Source organism: Mesorhizobium sp. BHscii, from assembly GCF_053848065.1.
Genome location: NZ_JBSPKW010000013.1, coordinates 158,733 through 173,454, shown reverse-complemented (window position 1 = coordinate 173,454; position 14,722 = coordinate 158,733). Strand labels below are relative to the sequence as shown.

Annotated in this window: 16 protein-coding genes and 1 pseudogene; 10 read left to right on the top strand and 7 right to left on the bottom strand. The window is 63.4% G+C overall.

Annotation, left to right across the window (positions count from 1 at the left end; genetic code table 11):
* The first annotated feature begins 23 nt into the window (after positions 1 to 23).
* Both ACWTU7_RS19320 and ACWTU7_RS19315 read left to right on the top strand, forming a co-directional pair.
* Entirely contained in the window at positions 24 to 398 is a 375-nt protein-coding gene (locus tag ACWTU7_RS19320) for an RNA polymerase sigma factor (protein ID WP_455839578.1), read from the top strand.
* On the top strand, positions 365 to 913 hold the full coding sequence (locus ACWTU7_RS19315) for a sigma factor-like helix-turn-helix DNA-binding protein (RefSeq protein ID WP_455839577.1): 549 nt from the start codon (positions 365 to 367) through the stop codon (positions 911 to 913). Before ACWTU7_RS19320 ends, ACWTU7_RS19315 begins: the two co-directional genes overlap by 34 nt.
* A gap of 213 nt (positions 914 to 1,126) precedes the next feature.
* Here the strand turns inward: ACWTU7_RS19315 and ACWTU7_RS19310 are convergent, their stop codons facing one another.
* Positions 1,127 to 2,284, bottom strand: a complete 1,158-nt coding sequence (locus ACWTU7_RS19310; RefSeq protein ID WP_455839576.1) for a sulfite oxidase — start codon at positions 2,282 to 2,284, stop codon at positions 1,127 to 1,129.
* Positions 2,285 to 2,821: 537 nt separating this feature from the next.
* Between ACWTU7_RS19310 and ACWTU7_RS19305 the strand changes: the two genes are divergently transcribed.
* The 3 genes from ACWTU7_RS19305 (at position 2,822) to ACWTU7_RS19295 (ending at position 5,956) form a co-directional block, all read left to right on the top strand.
* Positions 2,822 to 3,454, top strand: coding sequence for a DUF1326 domain-containing protein (locus ACWTU7_RS19305; protein WP_029351172.1), 633 nt, complete (start codon positions 2,822 to 2,824; stop codon positions 3,452 to 3,454).
* Between the two features lie 8 nt (positions 3,455 to 3,462).
* Positions 3,463 to 4,341, top strand: a complete 879-nt coding sequence (locus ACWTU7_RS19300) for a DUF2182 domain-containing protein (protein ID WP_455839575.1) — start codon at positions 3,463 to 3,465, stop codon at positions 4,339 to 4,341.
* A gap of 94 nt (positions 4,342 to 4,435) precedes the next feature.
* On the top strand, positions 4,436 to 5,956 hold the full coding sequence (locus ACWTU7_RS19295) for an FAD-dependent oxidoreductase (protein WP_455839574.1): 1,521 nt from the start codon (positions 4,436 to 4,438) through the stop codon (positions 5,954 to 5,956).
* 133 nt (positions 5,957 to 6,089) lie between these two features.
* On the opposite strand, the gene dinB is transcribed toward ACWTU7_RS19295, so the two are convergent.
* The 3 genes from dinB to ACWTU7_RS19280 form a co-directional block, all read right to left on the bottom strand.
* The gene (gene dinB, locus ACWTU7_RS19290; protein ID WP_455839573.1) at positions 6,090 to 7,331 is read right to left on the bottom strand and encodes a DNA polymerase IV; all 1,242 of its coding nucleotides are present in this window, start codon (positions 7,329 to 7,331) and stop codon (positions 6,090 to 6,092) included.
* Positions 7,332 to 7,667: 336 nt separating this feature from the next.
* Positions 7,668 to 8,126 (bottom strand): N-acetyltransferase family protein, encoded by a 459-nt coding sequence (locus tag ACWTU7_RS19285; protein ID WP_455839572.1) that lies wholly within the window; start codon positions 8,124 to 8,126, stop codon positions 7,668 to 7,670.
* 82 nt (positions 8,127 to 8,208) lie between these two features.
* The gene (locus ACWTU7_RS19280; RefSeq protein WP_455839571.1) at positions 8,209 to 8,580 is read right to left on the bottom strand and encodes a hypothetical protein; all 372 of its coding nucleotides are present in this window, start codon (positions 8,578 to 8,580) and stop codon (positions 8,209 to 8,211) included.
* A 215-nt stretch (positions 8,581 to 8,795) separates the two neighbouring features.
* Between ACWTU7_RS19280 and ACWTU7_RS19275 the strand changes: the two genes are divergently transcribed.
* Complete coding sequence (locus ACWTU7_RS19275) at positions 8,796 to 9,098, top strand: hypothetical protein (RefSeq protein ID WP_455839570.1); 303 nt, start codon at positions 8,796 to 8,798, stop codon at positions 9,096 to 9,098.
* Between the two features lie 59 nt (positions 9,099 to 9,157).
* Here ACWTU7_RS19275 and ACWTU7_RS19270 read toward each other — a convergent pair whose 3' ends face one another.
* Entirely contained in the window at positions 9,158 to 9,853 is a 696-nt protein-coding gene (locus ACWTU7_RS19270; protein ID WP_029351184.1) for an XRE family transcriptional regulator, read from the bottom strand.
* A gap of 457 nt (positions 9,854 to 10,310) precedes the next feature.
* Between ACWTU7_RS19270 and ACWTU7_RS19265 the strand changes: the two genes are divergently transcribed.
* The 3 genes from ACWTU7_RS19265 (at position 10,311) to ACWTU7_RS19255 (ending at position 11,795) form a co-directional block, all read left to right on the top strand.
* Entirely contained in the window at positions 10,311 to 10,700 is a 390-nt protein-coding gene (locus ACWTU7_RS19265; protein WP_455839569.1) for a hypothetical protein, read from the top strand.
* An 85-nt stretch (positions 10,701 to 10,785) separates the two neighbouring features.
* A complete protein-coding gene (locus ACWTU7_RS19260; protein WP_455839568.1) occupies positions 10,786 to 11,394 on the top strand; it encodes a DUF6456 domain-containing protein in 609 nt (202 codons plus the stop codon).
* Between the two features lie 134 nt (positions 11,395 to 11,528).
* A complete protein-coding gene (locus tag ACWTU7_RS19255) occupies positions 11,529 to 11,795 on the top strand; it encodes a hypothetical protein (protein WP_455839567.1) in 267 nt (88 codons plus the stop codon).
* 604 nt (positions 11,796 to 12,399) lie between these two features.
* On the opposite strand, the gene efp is transcribed toward ACWTU7_RS19255, so the two are convergent.
* A complete protein-coding gene (gene efp, locus ACWTU7_RS19250; protein ID WP_029351194.1) occupies positions 12,400 to 12,966 on the bottom strand; it encodes an elongation factor P in 567 nt (188 codons plus the stop codon).
* 129 nt (positions 12,967 to 13,095) lie between these two features.
* Here efp and epmA point away from each other — a divergent pair, with 129 nt between their 5' ends.
* Complete coding sequence (gene epmA, locus ACWTU7_RS19245; RefSeq protein ID WP_455839566.1) at positions 13,096 to 14,139, top strand: EF-P lysine aminoacylase EpmA; 1,044 nt, start codon at positions 13,096 to 13,098, stop codon at positions 14,137 to 14,139.
* A gap of 58 nt (positions 14,140 to 14,197) precedes the next feature.
* On the opposite strand, the pseudogene ACWTU7_RS19240 reads toward epmA, so the two are convergent.
* Positions 14,198 to 14,511 (bottom strand): annotated as a pseudogene (locus ACWTU7_RS19240) (endonuclease domain-containing protein).
* Positions 14,512 to 14,722: the final 211 nt, after the last annotated feature.

Below are 14,722 nucleotides of genomic sequence, written 5' to 3'. Positions count from 1 at the left end.
CGCGCCAGGGCCGAAAGAACGCCATGAGCATACGGAAATTCGATCGGACGGCGCTGGAGGCGATGCTCTCCGGCTCGCGCCCCAAACTGCACCGCTACTGCGCCCGCATGGCCGGCTCGGTGATCGACGGCGAGGACATCGTGCAGGAAACGCTCATCAAGGCGCTGCAGGCGGTCGACGGCAGCATGACGGTCGAGCGGCCCGAGCAATGGCTGTTTCGCATCGCTCATAATGCTGCGCAGGACCATTTGCGCCGGCGCCATCGGGAAAGGTCGCGCATGACCGAGACCGACGTGACCACGATCGAGGATCCTTCCGGCAGCGCCGACGCAAGGCTCGCCGCTGCGGCGGCCTGCGCAGCTTCATGCAGCTTTCGGTGGCGCAGCGCAGCGCCGTGATCCTGGTCGACGTGCTAGGCCTTTCCCTGCACGAAACCTGCGAGGTGACCGGCGCGACGCTGGCCGCCACCAAGGCGGCGCTGCATCGCGGGCGGGCGCAGCTGCGCCTGCTGGCGTCGCAGCCTGAGCACGTCGCCGCGCCCCGGCTCGACGCCGATGACGAGCGACGGCTGCGCCGCTATGTCGATCTGTTCAACGCGCGCGACTTCGACGCGGTCAGGGCGCTGATCGCCGAGGATGTCCAGCTCGAATTGGTCAGCCGGCTCCGCATGCGCGGCAAGGCCGAAGTGTCGACCTATTTCGGCAATTACGACCGCATCAGCGACTGGGCGCTGTCGCTGGGCTTCGTCGATAGAAGGCCGGCGATCCTGATCCGCAACCCGCAGGAGCCGGACGGCGCCGTGCGCGGCTTCATGCTGGTCGAATGGCAGGACGAGCGGGTCGTCCAGATCCGCGATTTCCGCTACGCACCCTGGTGCCTGGTCGATGCGGAGATCAGCATCGTGGACGGGTGAGGAATCTACGACCCACACCGGTCCGCTCGATATGGAGTCGGTGCAGCTTTCGGATCAAGCAGCCTTGACTCCCTGGTGACCCGAACGAAATTGCCACATGGCTGCAAGTGTCTAGAGCGGTTCCGGTTCTCTTGGAACCGGTAACTCGCTCTAACTAGATGTTTTGCGGCATTTATGCCGACGCCAAATGATCCCATTTGGCTGCAAAATGCTCTAGCCGACACGGACGCGGCGCGTCACCTGGCCATTGCTTTCCCAGTATGTGTGTTTCTTGGCAATCAAGGGATCGTCCATTGCCGGTTGAACTTGTCCCGTGGTGCTGACCGCGCGCGAGGTCACCGTGTGTTCTCCAGGAGCGGGACTTGCCCAGTCCAGGGACCAGATCTTCCAGGCGTGCTCGGCCTCCTCACTGTGGTCAATGGTCGCTGGTGCCCAAGGCCCTTGATCGATTTGCACTTCGACCCGCTCGATCGGCGCCCCCCAGGCTGCCCCAATGACGCGGTAGTCCGAGTCTTTCCGGGTAACCTTCGCAGGCGCGGACTTTATCAGCGCTCGGCCAACCGAGTTCTCGGTCCACACGCTCTCGCCGTTGTGCTCTTCCTCCCGGATGGTGACATAGTCACGGGCCATCAGAAGGTTCATGAAGCGGGTGTCGCGAACGTCGATGCGCTCCAGCCACTTGACGTTGGCGATACCGTACCAACCTGGAGCAATCAGCCGCAGCGGAAAACCATTGGGCGCCGGCAAGGCGGCTCCGTTCATTTCATAGCAGAGGAGATTGTCGCGGTTCATCGCGTCGGCGAGCGACATGCTGCGAGCGAAGTTCTGCTGCATCTTGATATCGCGTATTGCGACCTCGCCTTTGTCAGTGCCGAAAAAGACAACCTCGATGCCATTTTCCAGAACGCCGGCCTCCTCGAGGATCGGGGCGAGCGGCGTCCCAGCCCAGCGCGCATTGCCGATGCCGCCAGTGAAAAAGGGAAACCCGTGGTTGCCCGAGCATTCCACTGTGAAAACGACCTCCTGCCGCGGTCGCGCCCTGATGTCGGCGAGCGTTAATTTTAAAGGCTTCTTCACCAGGCCTCCGATCTCCATCGACCATGTCTTCTCGTCGATCGTTGGTCGATTGAAATGCGAGATGCTGAAGAACTTGTCGTTTGGAGTTATCCAGCTATCCAAATCCTCCCAGACAAGCTGCTTCTGGATACCGACCGGATCGGGATTTTCGGTCGGCTGATCCAGCCACGGAATAACTTCCTCGCTCGGCCGTGTTGGAAAAGCGTAAGCCCGACGCGAGGTATAGAGAGCAGCAATTGCGGCAAGAGCCGCGCTTCCTTGAACAAGGAGTTCTCTGCGCTGAAAATCAGGCATGTTGTTTACCTCCCAATTGATCCGGAACGGGCTGCAACGTGCCTTAGGCCGTAGCCTGATCACGGATAGGCGACACAATGTGAGGTCTGCCGACCCGGAAGTATCCGGACAGGTCAGACAATCACCCGACGCAAGTCAAGCATGTGAAGCATTGGACGAAACACCAGCTCGCGTTTCGCACGCTAAGAGTGCGCCTTTGAGAAGGACGTGTCCACAACCTGGACGGGACATGTGATGATTGCAGCATTCGAGACCGATTTTTCCAGTCCTGCCAAAACCGTTTGCTGCTCGGGTTGCTATCGGAAACGACCGCTTTCGGGGTCGTTTCCGGACCTTCGCGGGTGCGGTCGGAAAGGCCCGGTCCGACCGCATTTCTGCCGTTCCGATGTCGGCCTCACGATCTCCAAGGCGCACGTTCCACCATTATCCAGCGAGAAGGCGGGATGGGCTGCCGTCTTCCATGGCGCGACAGGATGGCGGTGCGGCCGGCGCAGGTGTATGTTGATGGTCTAATATTTCGATATCAGGGAGGACAGCATGACGTCTTGGGAAATCAAGGGACGCGAACTCGTCAATTGTACCTGCGAATATGGCTGCAACTGTCAATTCAATGCGCTGCCCGACAAAGGCCATTGCCATGCGGTGGCGGGCATCCAGATCGACGAAGGTCATCATGGCGAGACCGCCCTCGACGGCCTTCGGATCGCCGCGATCTTCAAATGGCCTGGCGCGATCCACGAAGGCAATGGCGAAGCCATCGCCTTCGTCGACGAGAATGCAACCGACCGGCAGCGTCAAGCGCTGCTGCGCATCATGACCGGCCAGGACACCGACCCGTTCGCGACGATGTTCGCCGTCTACGCCTCAACCGTAACAAAAATGAATGAGCCGGTTTTCACCAAGATCGATCTCGACCTCGATATCGACGGCCGCAGGGGCCGCATCTTCGTCAAGGACTACATCGAAACCGTCGGCGAACCGATCCGCAACAAGGTGACGGGCGCGGACTCGCGCGCTCAGATCGTGTTGCCGAACGGCTTCGAATATGCAGTCGCGGAGATCGGCAGCGCTTCGAGCACAACCAGCGGGCCGGTTCAGGTGAACATGAAGGACAGTTACGGCCAGTTCGCCCGGCTGCATCTCAACAATCACGGGGTGGTGCGGGCCTGAGGCGCCACATGGACGGCGGGTCGCCACTGGAACGGCTGCTCAGACGCGACCGCGTCATCACGATTGCGGGCGTGGTGGCGCTGTGCCTGCTGGCCTGGCTTTATATCGTCGCGGGTGCAGGGCTCGGCATGAATGCGTGGGAGATGACGAGGCTCGCGCTATTCCCCCACCAGCAAACTGCCGACCTGACCTCCGATATGTCTGGCATGGATATGCCCGGCATGGACATGAGCGCGATGGCCATGGCAGCCGAACCGCGGGCCTGGGGGCCGGCGATCTGGGCGCTGATGATCGCCATGTGGTGGGTCATGATGGTTGCCATGATGTCCCCGAGTGCGGCGCCGACTATCCTGCTCTATGCGCGCGTGCATCGCCATGCGCTCGCACAGGGTCAGATCCAGGACAAGCTCGCGCCCACCGGCGTATTTATGGCAGGCTACCTCCTGGTTTGGCTAGGGTTTGCCGTCGTGGCCACCGCGTTGCATTGGCTGCTCGAACGCGAGGCGTTCGTTTCCGCGACGATGATGAGTTCGCAGAGCCGCTGGCTTTCCGGCATCGTCCTGATCGCCGCGGGCCTGTATCAGCTCTCGCCGCTCAAGAACGCCTGCCTGTCGCATTGCCGGGCACCGACCGCGTTCCTTGCCCGACACTGGCGTCCCCACGCAGTTGGCGCGCTGCGTTTGGGCGCGTTGCACGGGGCGTTTTGTGTCGGATGCTGCTGGATGCTGATGGCGTTGTTGTTCGTGGGCGGCATCATGAATCTGGTGTGGGTTGCCGGGCTCGCTATTCTGGTGCTGGCTGAAAAGCTGTTTCCTGCCGGCCAGTGGGTTGGCCGGGCAGCCGGCATCGCCCTGATCGCCTGGGGCAGCGCAACGCTTTTGGTCTGACGACCAGGGCCGCCTATGTCGGCATTCAAAGGCTTGAGGAACTTTGACTCCTCGCATCCGTTTACCCGAATGTTGGGGATGGGAGGTTCCGCCAATGAATGTCAGCGACGAAAGGACTGTATCCCTCTGGGCGGCGACCGAAGTAGCGCCCGACGCGGTCGCGCTCGGGCAGAGCGCACAGGTCGATGTCGTGGTCGTCGGGTCTGGAATTGCCGGACTGTCGGTCGCGTACGAACTGGCCGTCGCCGGGCAAAAGGTGGCGGTCCTCGATCGCGGCCGGATCGGAAGCGGCATGACGGCTCGCACTACCGCGCACCTGTCATCCATTTGCGACGACTACTTTTCGGAACTGACCAAATTGCGCGGTGAGGACCTGGCGCGGATGTATTACCAAAGCCAGTCGGCCGCTATCGACCGTATCCAATCAATCCAGGAGAGCGAGAGTATCGCGTGCGATTTCCGACGCCTCGATGGCTTTCTCTTTCCGGCTTCCGGCAGGCAGCAATCCGACATCAAGCGCCAGCTGGACGCCGGTCTGAAAATCGGTGTCGACGTCGAGAAGATCAGGGGTGTGCCGTTTGCAGGCTTTTCGGATGCGCAGGCCCTTCGATACGCCAATCAGGCGACCTTCCACCCGCTCAAATATCTCCGCGGGCTGGCCGCAGGCATCCGCTCGCGCGGCGGCGCGCTTTATGCCGATACCGTTGTCGAAAAGGTCGAGGAGACTGACCCCGGCGTGCGCGCAACCACGGTTTCAGACTTTACCGTGTCCGCCAAATCGGCCGTTGTCGCCACCAACTCGCCGATCAACGATCGGGTCGCCCTCCACACCAAGCAAGCGCCGTATCGGACCTACGCGATGTCGTTCGAGATCGCGCGCGATACCATACCGGATGCCCTGTATTGGGATACTGAAGACCCTTACCACTACGTTCGGCTTCAGCCTGGCGAAGATCGGACCGACTTCCTGATCGTCGGAGGTGAAGACCACAAAACAGGGCAGGCCGATGATGCCGGTGACCGCTTCGCGGCCCTGGCGGCCTGGACCAAAAGGCTGGTGCCCGATGTCGGCATGGAAACCAACCGGTGGTCCGGGCAGGTTATGGAGACCGTCGATTATGCGGGGTTCATCGGCCGCAATCCTGGCAACCGCCGCGTCTTTGTCGCGACTGGGGATTCCGGCCAGGGCATTACCCATGGCGTCGTCGCCGGCCTGTTGATTTCCGACCTGATTCTGAAGGGCGAAAGCCGCTGGCGCGAACTTTACGAGCCGTCTCGCAAGACGGCAGGCGCGATCGGCGATTATCTGTCGGAGAATGCGACAGCGCTCAAGAGTTTTGCCGAGTATATCGCGCCTGGCGAAATCGATTCCGTCGACAAGCTGCGACCGGGAGAAGGTGCCATCGTCCGCGAAGGGCTCACCAAAATCGCCGCGTTTCGCGATGACGACGGCACGCTCTACAAGCGCTCGGCCGCATGCACGCATATCGGCTGCCATGTCCATTGGAACTCGCTCGAGCGCTGCTGGGACTGCCCCTGCCACGGCTCGCATTTTGCTATCGACGGCACGGCTTTGAACGGACCGGCCGTGTCGCCCCTGGCTTCGCTTGACTAGCCCTCTTCGAGACAAATATTCGCCTCGGCTGACTGGGACGCTTGCGCTCAAGTGGTCCTGCGCGGCGCAATGGCGAAGGCTCAAGAGGGCGCGAATTGGAATTTCTGCATCGCATCGGTCCGGCCAAACCGGCTCACAACTCCTTTTCGGCCAGCTCGCGAAAGGCATCGGGAATCGTCCGCGACAGTCCGAGCGCGACCGAGGCATAGCCGACCGCCTCCCAGCCGAAGCGGTCGCGGATCTTATCGACGGCGCGGTCGGCGGTCCAGCGCGCCACGCCCTTCCTTGTGCCGGGGCGGCGGCGGTCGTCATCGAGGCCGAGCGGCAATTCCAGCTGCAGGCCCGGTTGCTTTTCCAGATGCGAGACAGCGATCGCCAGCAGCGAAATGGTCTTTTCGTGCGGATGATCGACAAGCACCTTGCGCACCAGCGCCGCGGCGATCTCGGCCAGCATCGCGGTTGCCGAAATCGGCTGGTCGAGCGTGATCGAGCGCGTCACCGAGCGCAGGTCGGCGAAGCGGACACGGACCGTCACCGTACGGCCGGGCCGCGATTTCGCCCGCAGCCTGGTGGCGACCCTGTCGGCCAGATGCAGCAGGGTCGGCACGAAGACTTCCTCCTCGGCCGGTTTCCTGCCGAGCGCCGACTGCGCGCCGGCCGATCGCGCCCGGCGCTGCGTCTCGAGCTTGCGCGGATCGCGGTTCCAGGCCAGCGCGTTAAGCTTTTCGCCCGCCGCCGGGCCGAGCAGGCGCTCCAGCGACCCACCGTTGGTCTTCGCCAGTTCGCCGATGGTGTTGACGCCGATGCCGGCCAGCCGCTCCCTGGTGACCGGACCGACGCCCCACATCAGCTCAACCGGCAGATCGTGCAGGAACTCGAGCTCGTGGCGCGGATCGACCACCACCAGCCCGTCGGGCTTGGCCACTTGCGAGGCGATCTTGGCCAGATGCTTGGTGCGCGCCACGCCAACCGAGATCGGCAGGCCGAGTTCGGCGCGCACGCGGCGGCGGATGGTTGTGGCGATCTCGGCCGGCGGGCCGAACAGACGGGTGCAGCCGGTGACGTCTGCGAAGGCCTCGTCGATGGAAATCCGCTCGACCACCGGCGTGAAATCGCCAAGCACTTTGATGGCCGCGTCGCCGAGCCGCTGGTAATCCTTGAAATGACCGCCGACGAAAATCAGCCCGGGGCAGAGTTCCCGCGCGCGCCGCCCCGGCATGCCGCCACGTACGCCGAAGGCCTTGGCCTCGTAGGACGCGGCCAGCACGACGCCGCCGCCGACGGCGATCGGCTTGCCGCGCAGGGCCGGGTCGAGCAATTGTTCGACCGAGGCATAAAAGGCGTCCAGATCAGCGTGGAGGATGTTGGCTTCCATCCGGCCCGTTCGCCCGCGGAGGTTCGAACGCCGCATTGTCTCGAGGGTGGTTTGGTTTGGAACATAGAGAGAACATTGTACGTGGATTGTCAAGGAGCGTGGACCGGCAGGTGGAAGGCAATCGCTTCAGGTTTGCGCTGCCCCTCATCGCTTTGCTAGGCACTTCTCCCTGTAGGGACGGGAGAAGGACGCTCTCGTCGATGGTTTCGCCAATCACCAACGTTGCAGGAACTGCCGATGTTGCGGACAGCCCCCTTCGCCCCGTCACCATACGGGGAGAAGGTGCCGGCAGGCGGATGAGGGGCGGCGCCGACTCGGCAATCAGCCGATCGAGCGCTACAACCCCATCTTGTAGCCGAGATGGCTGGCGATGAAACCGTGGCGCTCGTAGAACGCGTGCGCCTCTTGTCGACTCTTATCGGTCGTGAGCTGAACGAAGCTGCAGTTGCGCGAGCGGCACTCTTCAACCGCCCATTCGATCATGCGTTTGCCGACGCCGCCAGACCAGCGGTGCCGGGCAACGCGAACGCCTTCGATTTGCCCGCGCCAGGCGCCTTTCCTCGAAATGCCCGGAATGAAGCTGAGCTGCAGGGTTCCAACCACTTGCCCGGCTTCGACGGCCACCGCCAGCAGCTGGTTGGGATCGGCATCGATTGCCCTGAAGGCATCGAGATAGGAGGGGGCGAGCGGCGTCGACGCGTCTTCCCGACCAGCGCCAAGCGCATCGTCGGCTAGCAATGCGACAATCGCCGGCAGATCGGCCGCTTGCGCGCGACGGAAATCAATTTCGCTCATCGAGGGACGACATACGGCGCGGGCTTGGCGACGGCAAGTGCGGTCCAGCCATTCGCGGCCGATGGCGTCGACGACCTCCGGCTTACGCGGCCTGCCGTGCCCAGAGGCGGTGGCCATAGCGGCGGAAGAAGCGCGCCAGGAGCCGCTGCTGCCTGGCGCGGGCGAGATCGGCGCCGCGTCTTTCCTGGCGCCAGCGCGGCATGTTGCGGAACAGCGCAATGAAGAGGGCGGCGTCCTCGAGCGCCTCCTCGGCCGACTGCGCCGGGCGGATCGCCGCCAGGAACAAGGCCTCGCCGTGCTTCAGCCGGTCGACCACCGCCTTGCGCTGGTCATGGCCCAGGCGGGCCTTGGCTATGCCGTCGAGGCGGATGGCGGCGAAGGCTGCCAGCATGGCCGGGCTGTCGCCGGTATAGCCGCAATCACGGGCGAATTGAGCGTTGGAGAGGGCGTCCATGCTGGTTTCCTTGGCTGAGCGGCCGCGACGGGTGCCCGGTCTTGGCGCCCATGCGTACGTCACGGCGCTAACTCATCATCGGTATATCATATACAAGCATAACTCAAAAATATGCGCAAGTTAAACTTTTACGCAGGTTGGGCAGATCCGACTCGACTCTTCGGAAAAAACCCGTAATGTTGCGAACAAAACAGGAACATGAGGCATCAGGAACAATGGCATTGCCGGGCAAGCAAGCGACGATCGCCGAGGTTGTCTCGATTGCGGTCGAGTGTATCGATTGCGGCCGCAACAGATGGTGGAAGCCGGCTGAGCTCAGGCGCTTCGGGGTAACTGCGCAGACGCCGCTGGCGTCCCTTTCGGGGCGCCTCATTTGCTCGGCCTGCCGCGCGGATGGCCTGCCTGGCGCAGCGGTCGTGATCCAGGCGGCATTCGTCGACGAGCAGCAGCGGCGCCGCGCCGAGGCGCGGATGCTCAGCGAGCGCGAGGTTCCGCTGGAGAGATCCAGGCGGGCTTGAGTGGCGCGCCGATCCACCTTCTGCCACAGGGGAGAAGGGAGCGCGCGAACCCGCCACCCCTAATACCCCAGCAGTTCCTTGAGCGGGATGACGCGGAAGACGGCCTTGATCGCGTAGCGGTTGAAGGTCAGCGTCTTCGGCGGATTGTACTGCTCGACGACCAGCTCGGCAGCGGTGCGCTTGACAAGCTTCTTGATGAAGGCCTTGCCGTTGCGTTCGTTTTCTTCGGGGAACATCTCGATCACCACATGGTCGCCTGGCACGGCGTCGCGGCCGCCGCAATAAAGCATCTCGCCGGGCTCGTAGCGCGGCACCATCGAGTCGGAGAGCACATGCAGCGCAAACACCTTGCGCAGATGGGCGATGCCGGGCGGGCGCTGGACGTAGCCGGCGACCTCGCCGTTGAAGGTGAAGTCGCCGTCGTCGCCGCCAACCGCAGCACCCAGAAGCTCGATGTCCATAGGGCCGGCGGGCAAAGGGGCGGCGTCGGTGACGATCTCGGCGTCGGCGACATTGTCGGCGTCGTCGAGGAAGACGACCTCGCCCTTGCCGAGCGCCACCGGGTCGACGCGCAGGAAGGCGGCGGTCTTCAAAAGGTTCTCGGTTTTTGGCAGGTTGCGGCCGGTTTCCCAATTGCCGACGGCGGCGACATCGGTGTCGTTGTGCTCGGCAATGTGGCGCATCACCAGGCCACGCTGCTTGCGCGCCTTGCGGATCGCCGCTCCGACTTTGATCGACAATGAGGTTTTCGCCATGGCGCCATCTGAACATAAGAATAGGTTTCGTCCATGAAAGAATGGCTTGCGTAATTTTTTGAGTTATGCTTTTATGCAGTCATGCACAAGCCCCGTTGCCCCATCTCGTTTTCCCATCCGTCCCGGCTGTCCTCCTCCCCGGCCGGGACGAAGCCCGAGGCTAGCGCCTCGGCTCCTGTCGCCCTGCCGTCATCGCAGGCGACCGGAACGGCCGGAGCCGTTCCCCTCACGGCTCCGGCCACGAACTTACGCGAGTGCCGCGCCGGCCTTTCGCGCATCCGCACCGAGGATGGCACGGTCATTGTCTTCGACCGGCGCACGGGCAGGGCGGTTTCCGGCGCCACCCGCGAGGCAGCCGAGGCGAAGCTTGGCCGCCGGTGGTGATCTCCCCTTCTCCCTGTGAACGGGGAGAGGGGCAGCTTCGGCATCTACGCAACCCTTTCAATGGAAGAACACCATGCCCGCCTATACCGACACAGAATTGCAAAGCATCGCCCGCACGCCGGCCAGGCTGGCGCCGCCGGTCTGGCTGCCGCAGCGCCAGACCGTGCGCGAGATCCACGGGCCCGACGGCGAGGCCTTCAAGCTGCCGGCGCCGCGCCCCGTTGCCGCCGGGCGCCAGCCGCACGTCGCGGCCATGCGCTTCATCGACTGCCTGTTCAACCGCTGCCGCGCACCGCTCGATCTGACGCTGGAGGAAGATCCCGAGAACGACGCGCCCGGCAGCCGGCCGGCACTGGACATGCTGTGCTGCGGCCTGCGCACGCGGCCGCTGAAAAGCTACTGCGCCTATCACGCGGCGCGCTTCTGCGACCATCGCCCTACGGCTCTGGCGGATGCGGCGTGAACTCGGTCTTGCGATCCTCGCCCCGCTACGTGGGGCGAGGACCCCAGGTTCTGCGAAGGCAGCCAATCAAACGAGGAGACTGTCCATGAGCAAGAAGACCGCCAAGGTCAAGGCGCCGAAGGCGCCCAAACTGGCAAAGGGCGAGGCCGAGCAGGTGCGCATCCGCAAGGAGGTCGGTCATGATTTCGCGCTGAAGGACGACGCCTTCGGCCGCAAGCGGCTGGCGACCGGCACGCTGGAGGCGAGGCGCATCTATGAGGTTTCCAATGACGGCCACACCTCGACCGGCGGCATCGTGCGGGTGCGCAACGTCGACCCGCTGACCGGCATCACCTCGCTGTCGCGCCAGCAGCGCGAGGCGGGTATGCGCTACCGCGAGGATTTTCGCGTCTCGGCACAGGACGGCGTCAAGCCGATGGCGCTGACCGAGCGCGTCGACGGCGGCCGCATCGGCGGCGGCGTTGCCGACCGCATCCTGTCGGCCGGCCGCGCCTATGCCGACGCCACCAAGGCGCTTTCGCATTGGGAGGTGTCTGGCGTGGTGCAAAAAGTCTGCTGCCATGGCGAAACGGTGAAGAGCCTCGCCGAACAGACGGGCGAGCCGCGGGACGTTGTGTCTAAGCTGCTCAAGGTCGGGCTGGATTTGTGGGCGGTGCATTACGGGATGATGCTGATGCGGCGGCCGCGGGGGTAGGGCGCGACCGGACGGCGGGACCGAACCGATGGGTGATCAGGCAAGAGGCGAACCTCGATCCGCCAGCGTCCTCCAATTGAAGGGCGCGGGATTCTCGACGGCCTGTTACGGTGCGCCATTGCTGGTAGATCGCAATGCCAAAGCCACCGTTAGACCCTCATTTCGCAGACGTGGCGCCGACGTCTTCGGTGCTGACCGCCTATGACGAGCACTGCATGCTGACTTACATCCGGCTGCTCGATGCTTCGGCGGACGGGGCCGATTGGCGTGAGGTCGCCTACACCGTACTGCACATTGACCCGGAGCAGGAGCCGGAACGGGCATTCCGGGCTTGGGCGACGCATCTGGCGCGCGCTCGCTGGATGACCGGGAATGAGGGTTGGCGCCGATCGGCACGATGAGCGGCGTGGATGACGCCGGGCATTTCCGTGGAACTGCCGTCCCGGTTTGCCCGTTTAGACAGGAATCCAACTGGGAAGCGCCCGATGAACTCTTGGCAAATCAACACTTTGGAGGCGTGCTGCCTTCTTGCCGTTCCGCTGTCGATGATCCTTACGGTTCTGATAGCGGGTCTTATCCTTGGCTGAATCCCCGCTACACTGTCCAGTGACGAAGGCTCTTCCCGGCCCGCATCGTAGTACGGGGCAATCGTGGGTTGCGCCTCTACGTCGGCATTTTGCGACGACCAGGCGCCGTAGCGAGCGCTCACCATATACGTTGGGGGTTGTTAAGAGACAGGATTAAGGCGTATTAGCGAGTTAGGGTTAACAAAGGGTTTTCAGGTGACGCTGCTTCAAATCTCCTCGATCGTGGCTGAACTCGCGGTCTCCTACGTCACGATTGCACTCACATATCTGGCAGCTGTGTACGCGATTTGCTCCCGCTACTAGCCGCCGCGCGTCCAGTCGGCTTCCAGCACGCGACGCCTGTCGCCCGCCTGGCGGCAAATTTCATCACGGGCGCCCATCGCGACAGCGTCATCTTGGACGCGCATTGCCCAACCTCTCAATCCTTCGCGCGTTCCACGTATGCGCCGTCGGCCGTCATGACCACCACGCGGGTGCCGGCGCTGATGTGCGGCGGTACCAGCGTGCGCACGCCGTTGGACAGCGTCGCCGGCTTGTAGGACGAGGATGCCGTCTGGCCCTTGGTCACCGGCTCGGTCTCGACCACCTCGAAAGTGGCGCGCTGCGGCAGCACCAGCGAGATGGCAATGCCGTTGTGCTGCGAGATCTGCACCGCCATGCCTTCCGTGAGATAGGGCGCCATCTCGCCGACCACGCTTTCCGACACCGCGACCTGGTCGTAGCTCTCCGGGTTCATGAAATGAAAGCCCTCGCCATCGCGGTAGAGGAAGGTGTGCTCGCGCTCCTCGACATAGGCGCGCTCGACCTGCTCGGTGGTGCGGTAGCGCTCCGAAACCTTCACTCCATCGGAGATGCGGCGCATGTCGAGCTGGGTCACCGGCGTGCCCTTGCCGGGATGGATGTTTTCGGCAAAGAGGATCACATAGAGCTTGCCGTCCTTTTCGACGACATTGCCTTTGCGTAGGGAACTGGCGATGACCTTCACGGGCTTCATTCCTAAGAGTGTTGACTGGCCTGGGAGCGCCGACTGGCGCAAATCGGCTGCGGGAGCCGTCCGGTGCGGCCTAGCGCATCTTGGCTGCAATCGCCAGTCCTCGATGCGAATCCTTCTGTCATGACCGCCGCCTCGCCCTGGTGGACGCCTGATGTTCACGCCGACCGCCGGCCGCGGCTGATCCTGCGCAATGCCATCACTGCAGCCCTGCGCGACTGGTTTGCCCGCCGCGATTTCGTCGAAGTCGAGACAGCGGCACTGCAGATTTCGCCCGGCAATGAGGCGCATCTGTCGGCCTTCGCCACCGAGGCGATCGGCCCCGACGGGCAGCATCAGCCGCTCTATTTGCACACATCGCCGGAATTCGCCTGCAAGAAGCTGCTCACAGCCGGCGAGAAGCGCATCTTCAGCCTGAGCGCCGTCTATCGCAACCGCGAGCGCGGCCCCTTGCACCATCCGTCCTTCACAATGCTCGAATGGTACCGGGCTGATGAAACCTATAAGCGCCTGATGGAGGATTGCGCCGGGCTTGTCGCGCTGGCCGCCGAGCGGGCCGGCACAAAACGTTTCTCCTTTCGCGGCCGCGAGGCCGATCCGTTCGCCGAGCCGGAACGGTTGAGCGTCGCCGAAGCCTTCACGCGCCATGCCGGCATCGACCTGCTGGCCACGGTAGCCGCTGACGGCAGCACCGATCGCGAAGCGCTGCGCGCAGCTCTGGTCAAGGCGGGCTTACGCACGGCGCCCGACGACAATTGGGCCGATCTGTTCAGCCGGGTGATGGTGGAAAAGATCGAGCCGGCGCTGGGGCAGGGGCGCGCCACCATTCTTTACGGCTATCCGATTTCGGAGGCAGCGCTCGCCCGGCCGAGCGCGGATGACCCGCGGGTCGCCGAGCGGTTCGAGCTCTATTGCTGCGGCGTCGAGCTGGCCAACGCCTTCGGCGAGCTGACCGACGCCGTCGAGCAGCGCCGGCGCTTCATCCTCGAGATGGACGAGAAGGAGCGCATCTATGGCGAACGCTATCCGATCGACGAGGATTTCCTCGCCGCACTCGCCATCATGCCGCAGGCAAGCGGCGCCGCACTCGGCTTCGACCGGCTGGTGATGCTGGCGACGGGGGCGATGCGGGTTGAGGATGTGATGTGGACGCCGGTGGCGGGGTGAGGGGAGCGCGGTAGCGAGTTGGCTGAGGCGGACTCTGCCGCTATGCCAAGGGAAAAGATCAGCGCCTGTCCAGCCCGGCCTCGATGACGATATGCTGGCAGACGTTGTCAATGTCACGAATGACGTCATCGTTCCAGAAGCGCAGGATGGTCCAGCCGTCTTGTTCCAGACGCTTTGTCCTCGCCTCATCGCCTTCATTGGCATCGGCATGCTGCGAACCATCGACTTCGACGACAAGTTCCTTTTCCGGGCAAGCAAAGTCGACGATGTAACCAGCGATCGGAAATTGTCTCCGGAACCCGAGCCCATCAGCTGATGGGCGCGAAGCTCATTCCAGAGCTTCAATTCGGCGTCGGTCATGACTTTGCGCATCGACTTGGCATTGGCGCGATTTCGTGGGGCAACCGCGTGTGAGGCATTGTCAGTGCTCGGTTGCTTTTGAGATTGGCGCTCTACGGCGCGCCCCTCTGTCCTGCCGGACATCTCCCCACAAGTGGGGAGATTGGCAGTTCCGCCGACAGCGCCTCTTTTACGAGGTTGGCGATTGGCGAAATCAAAGATGACGGCCGATCTCCCACCAATG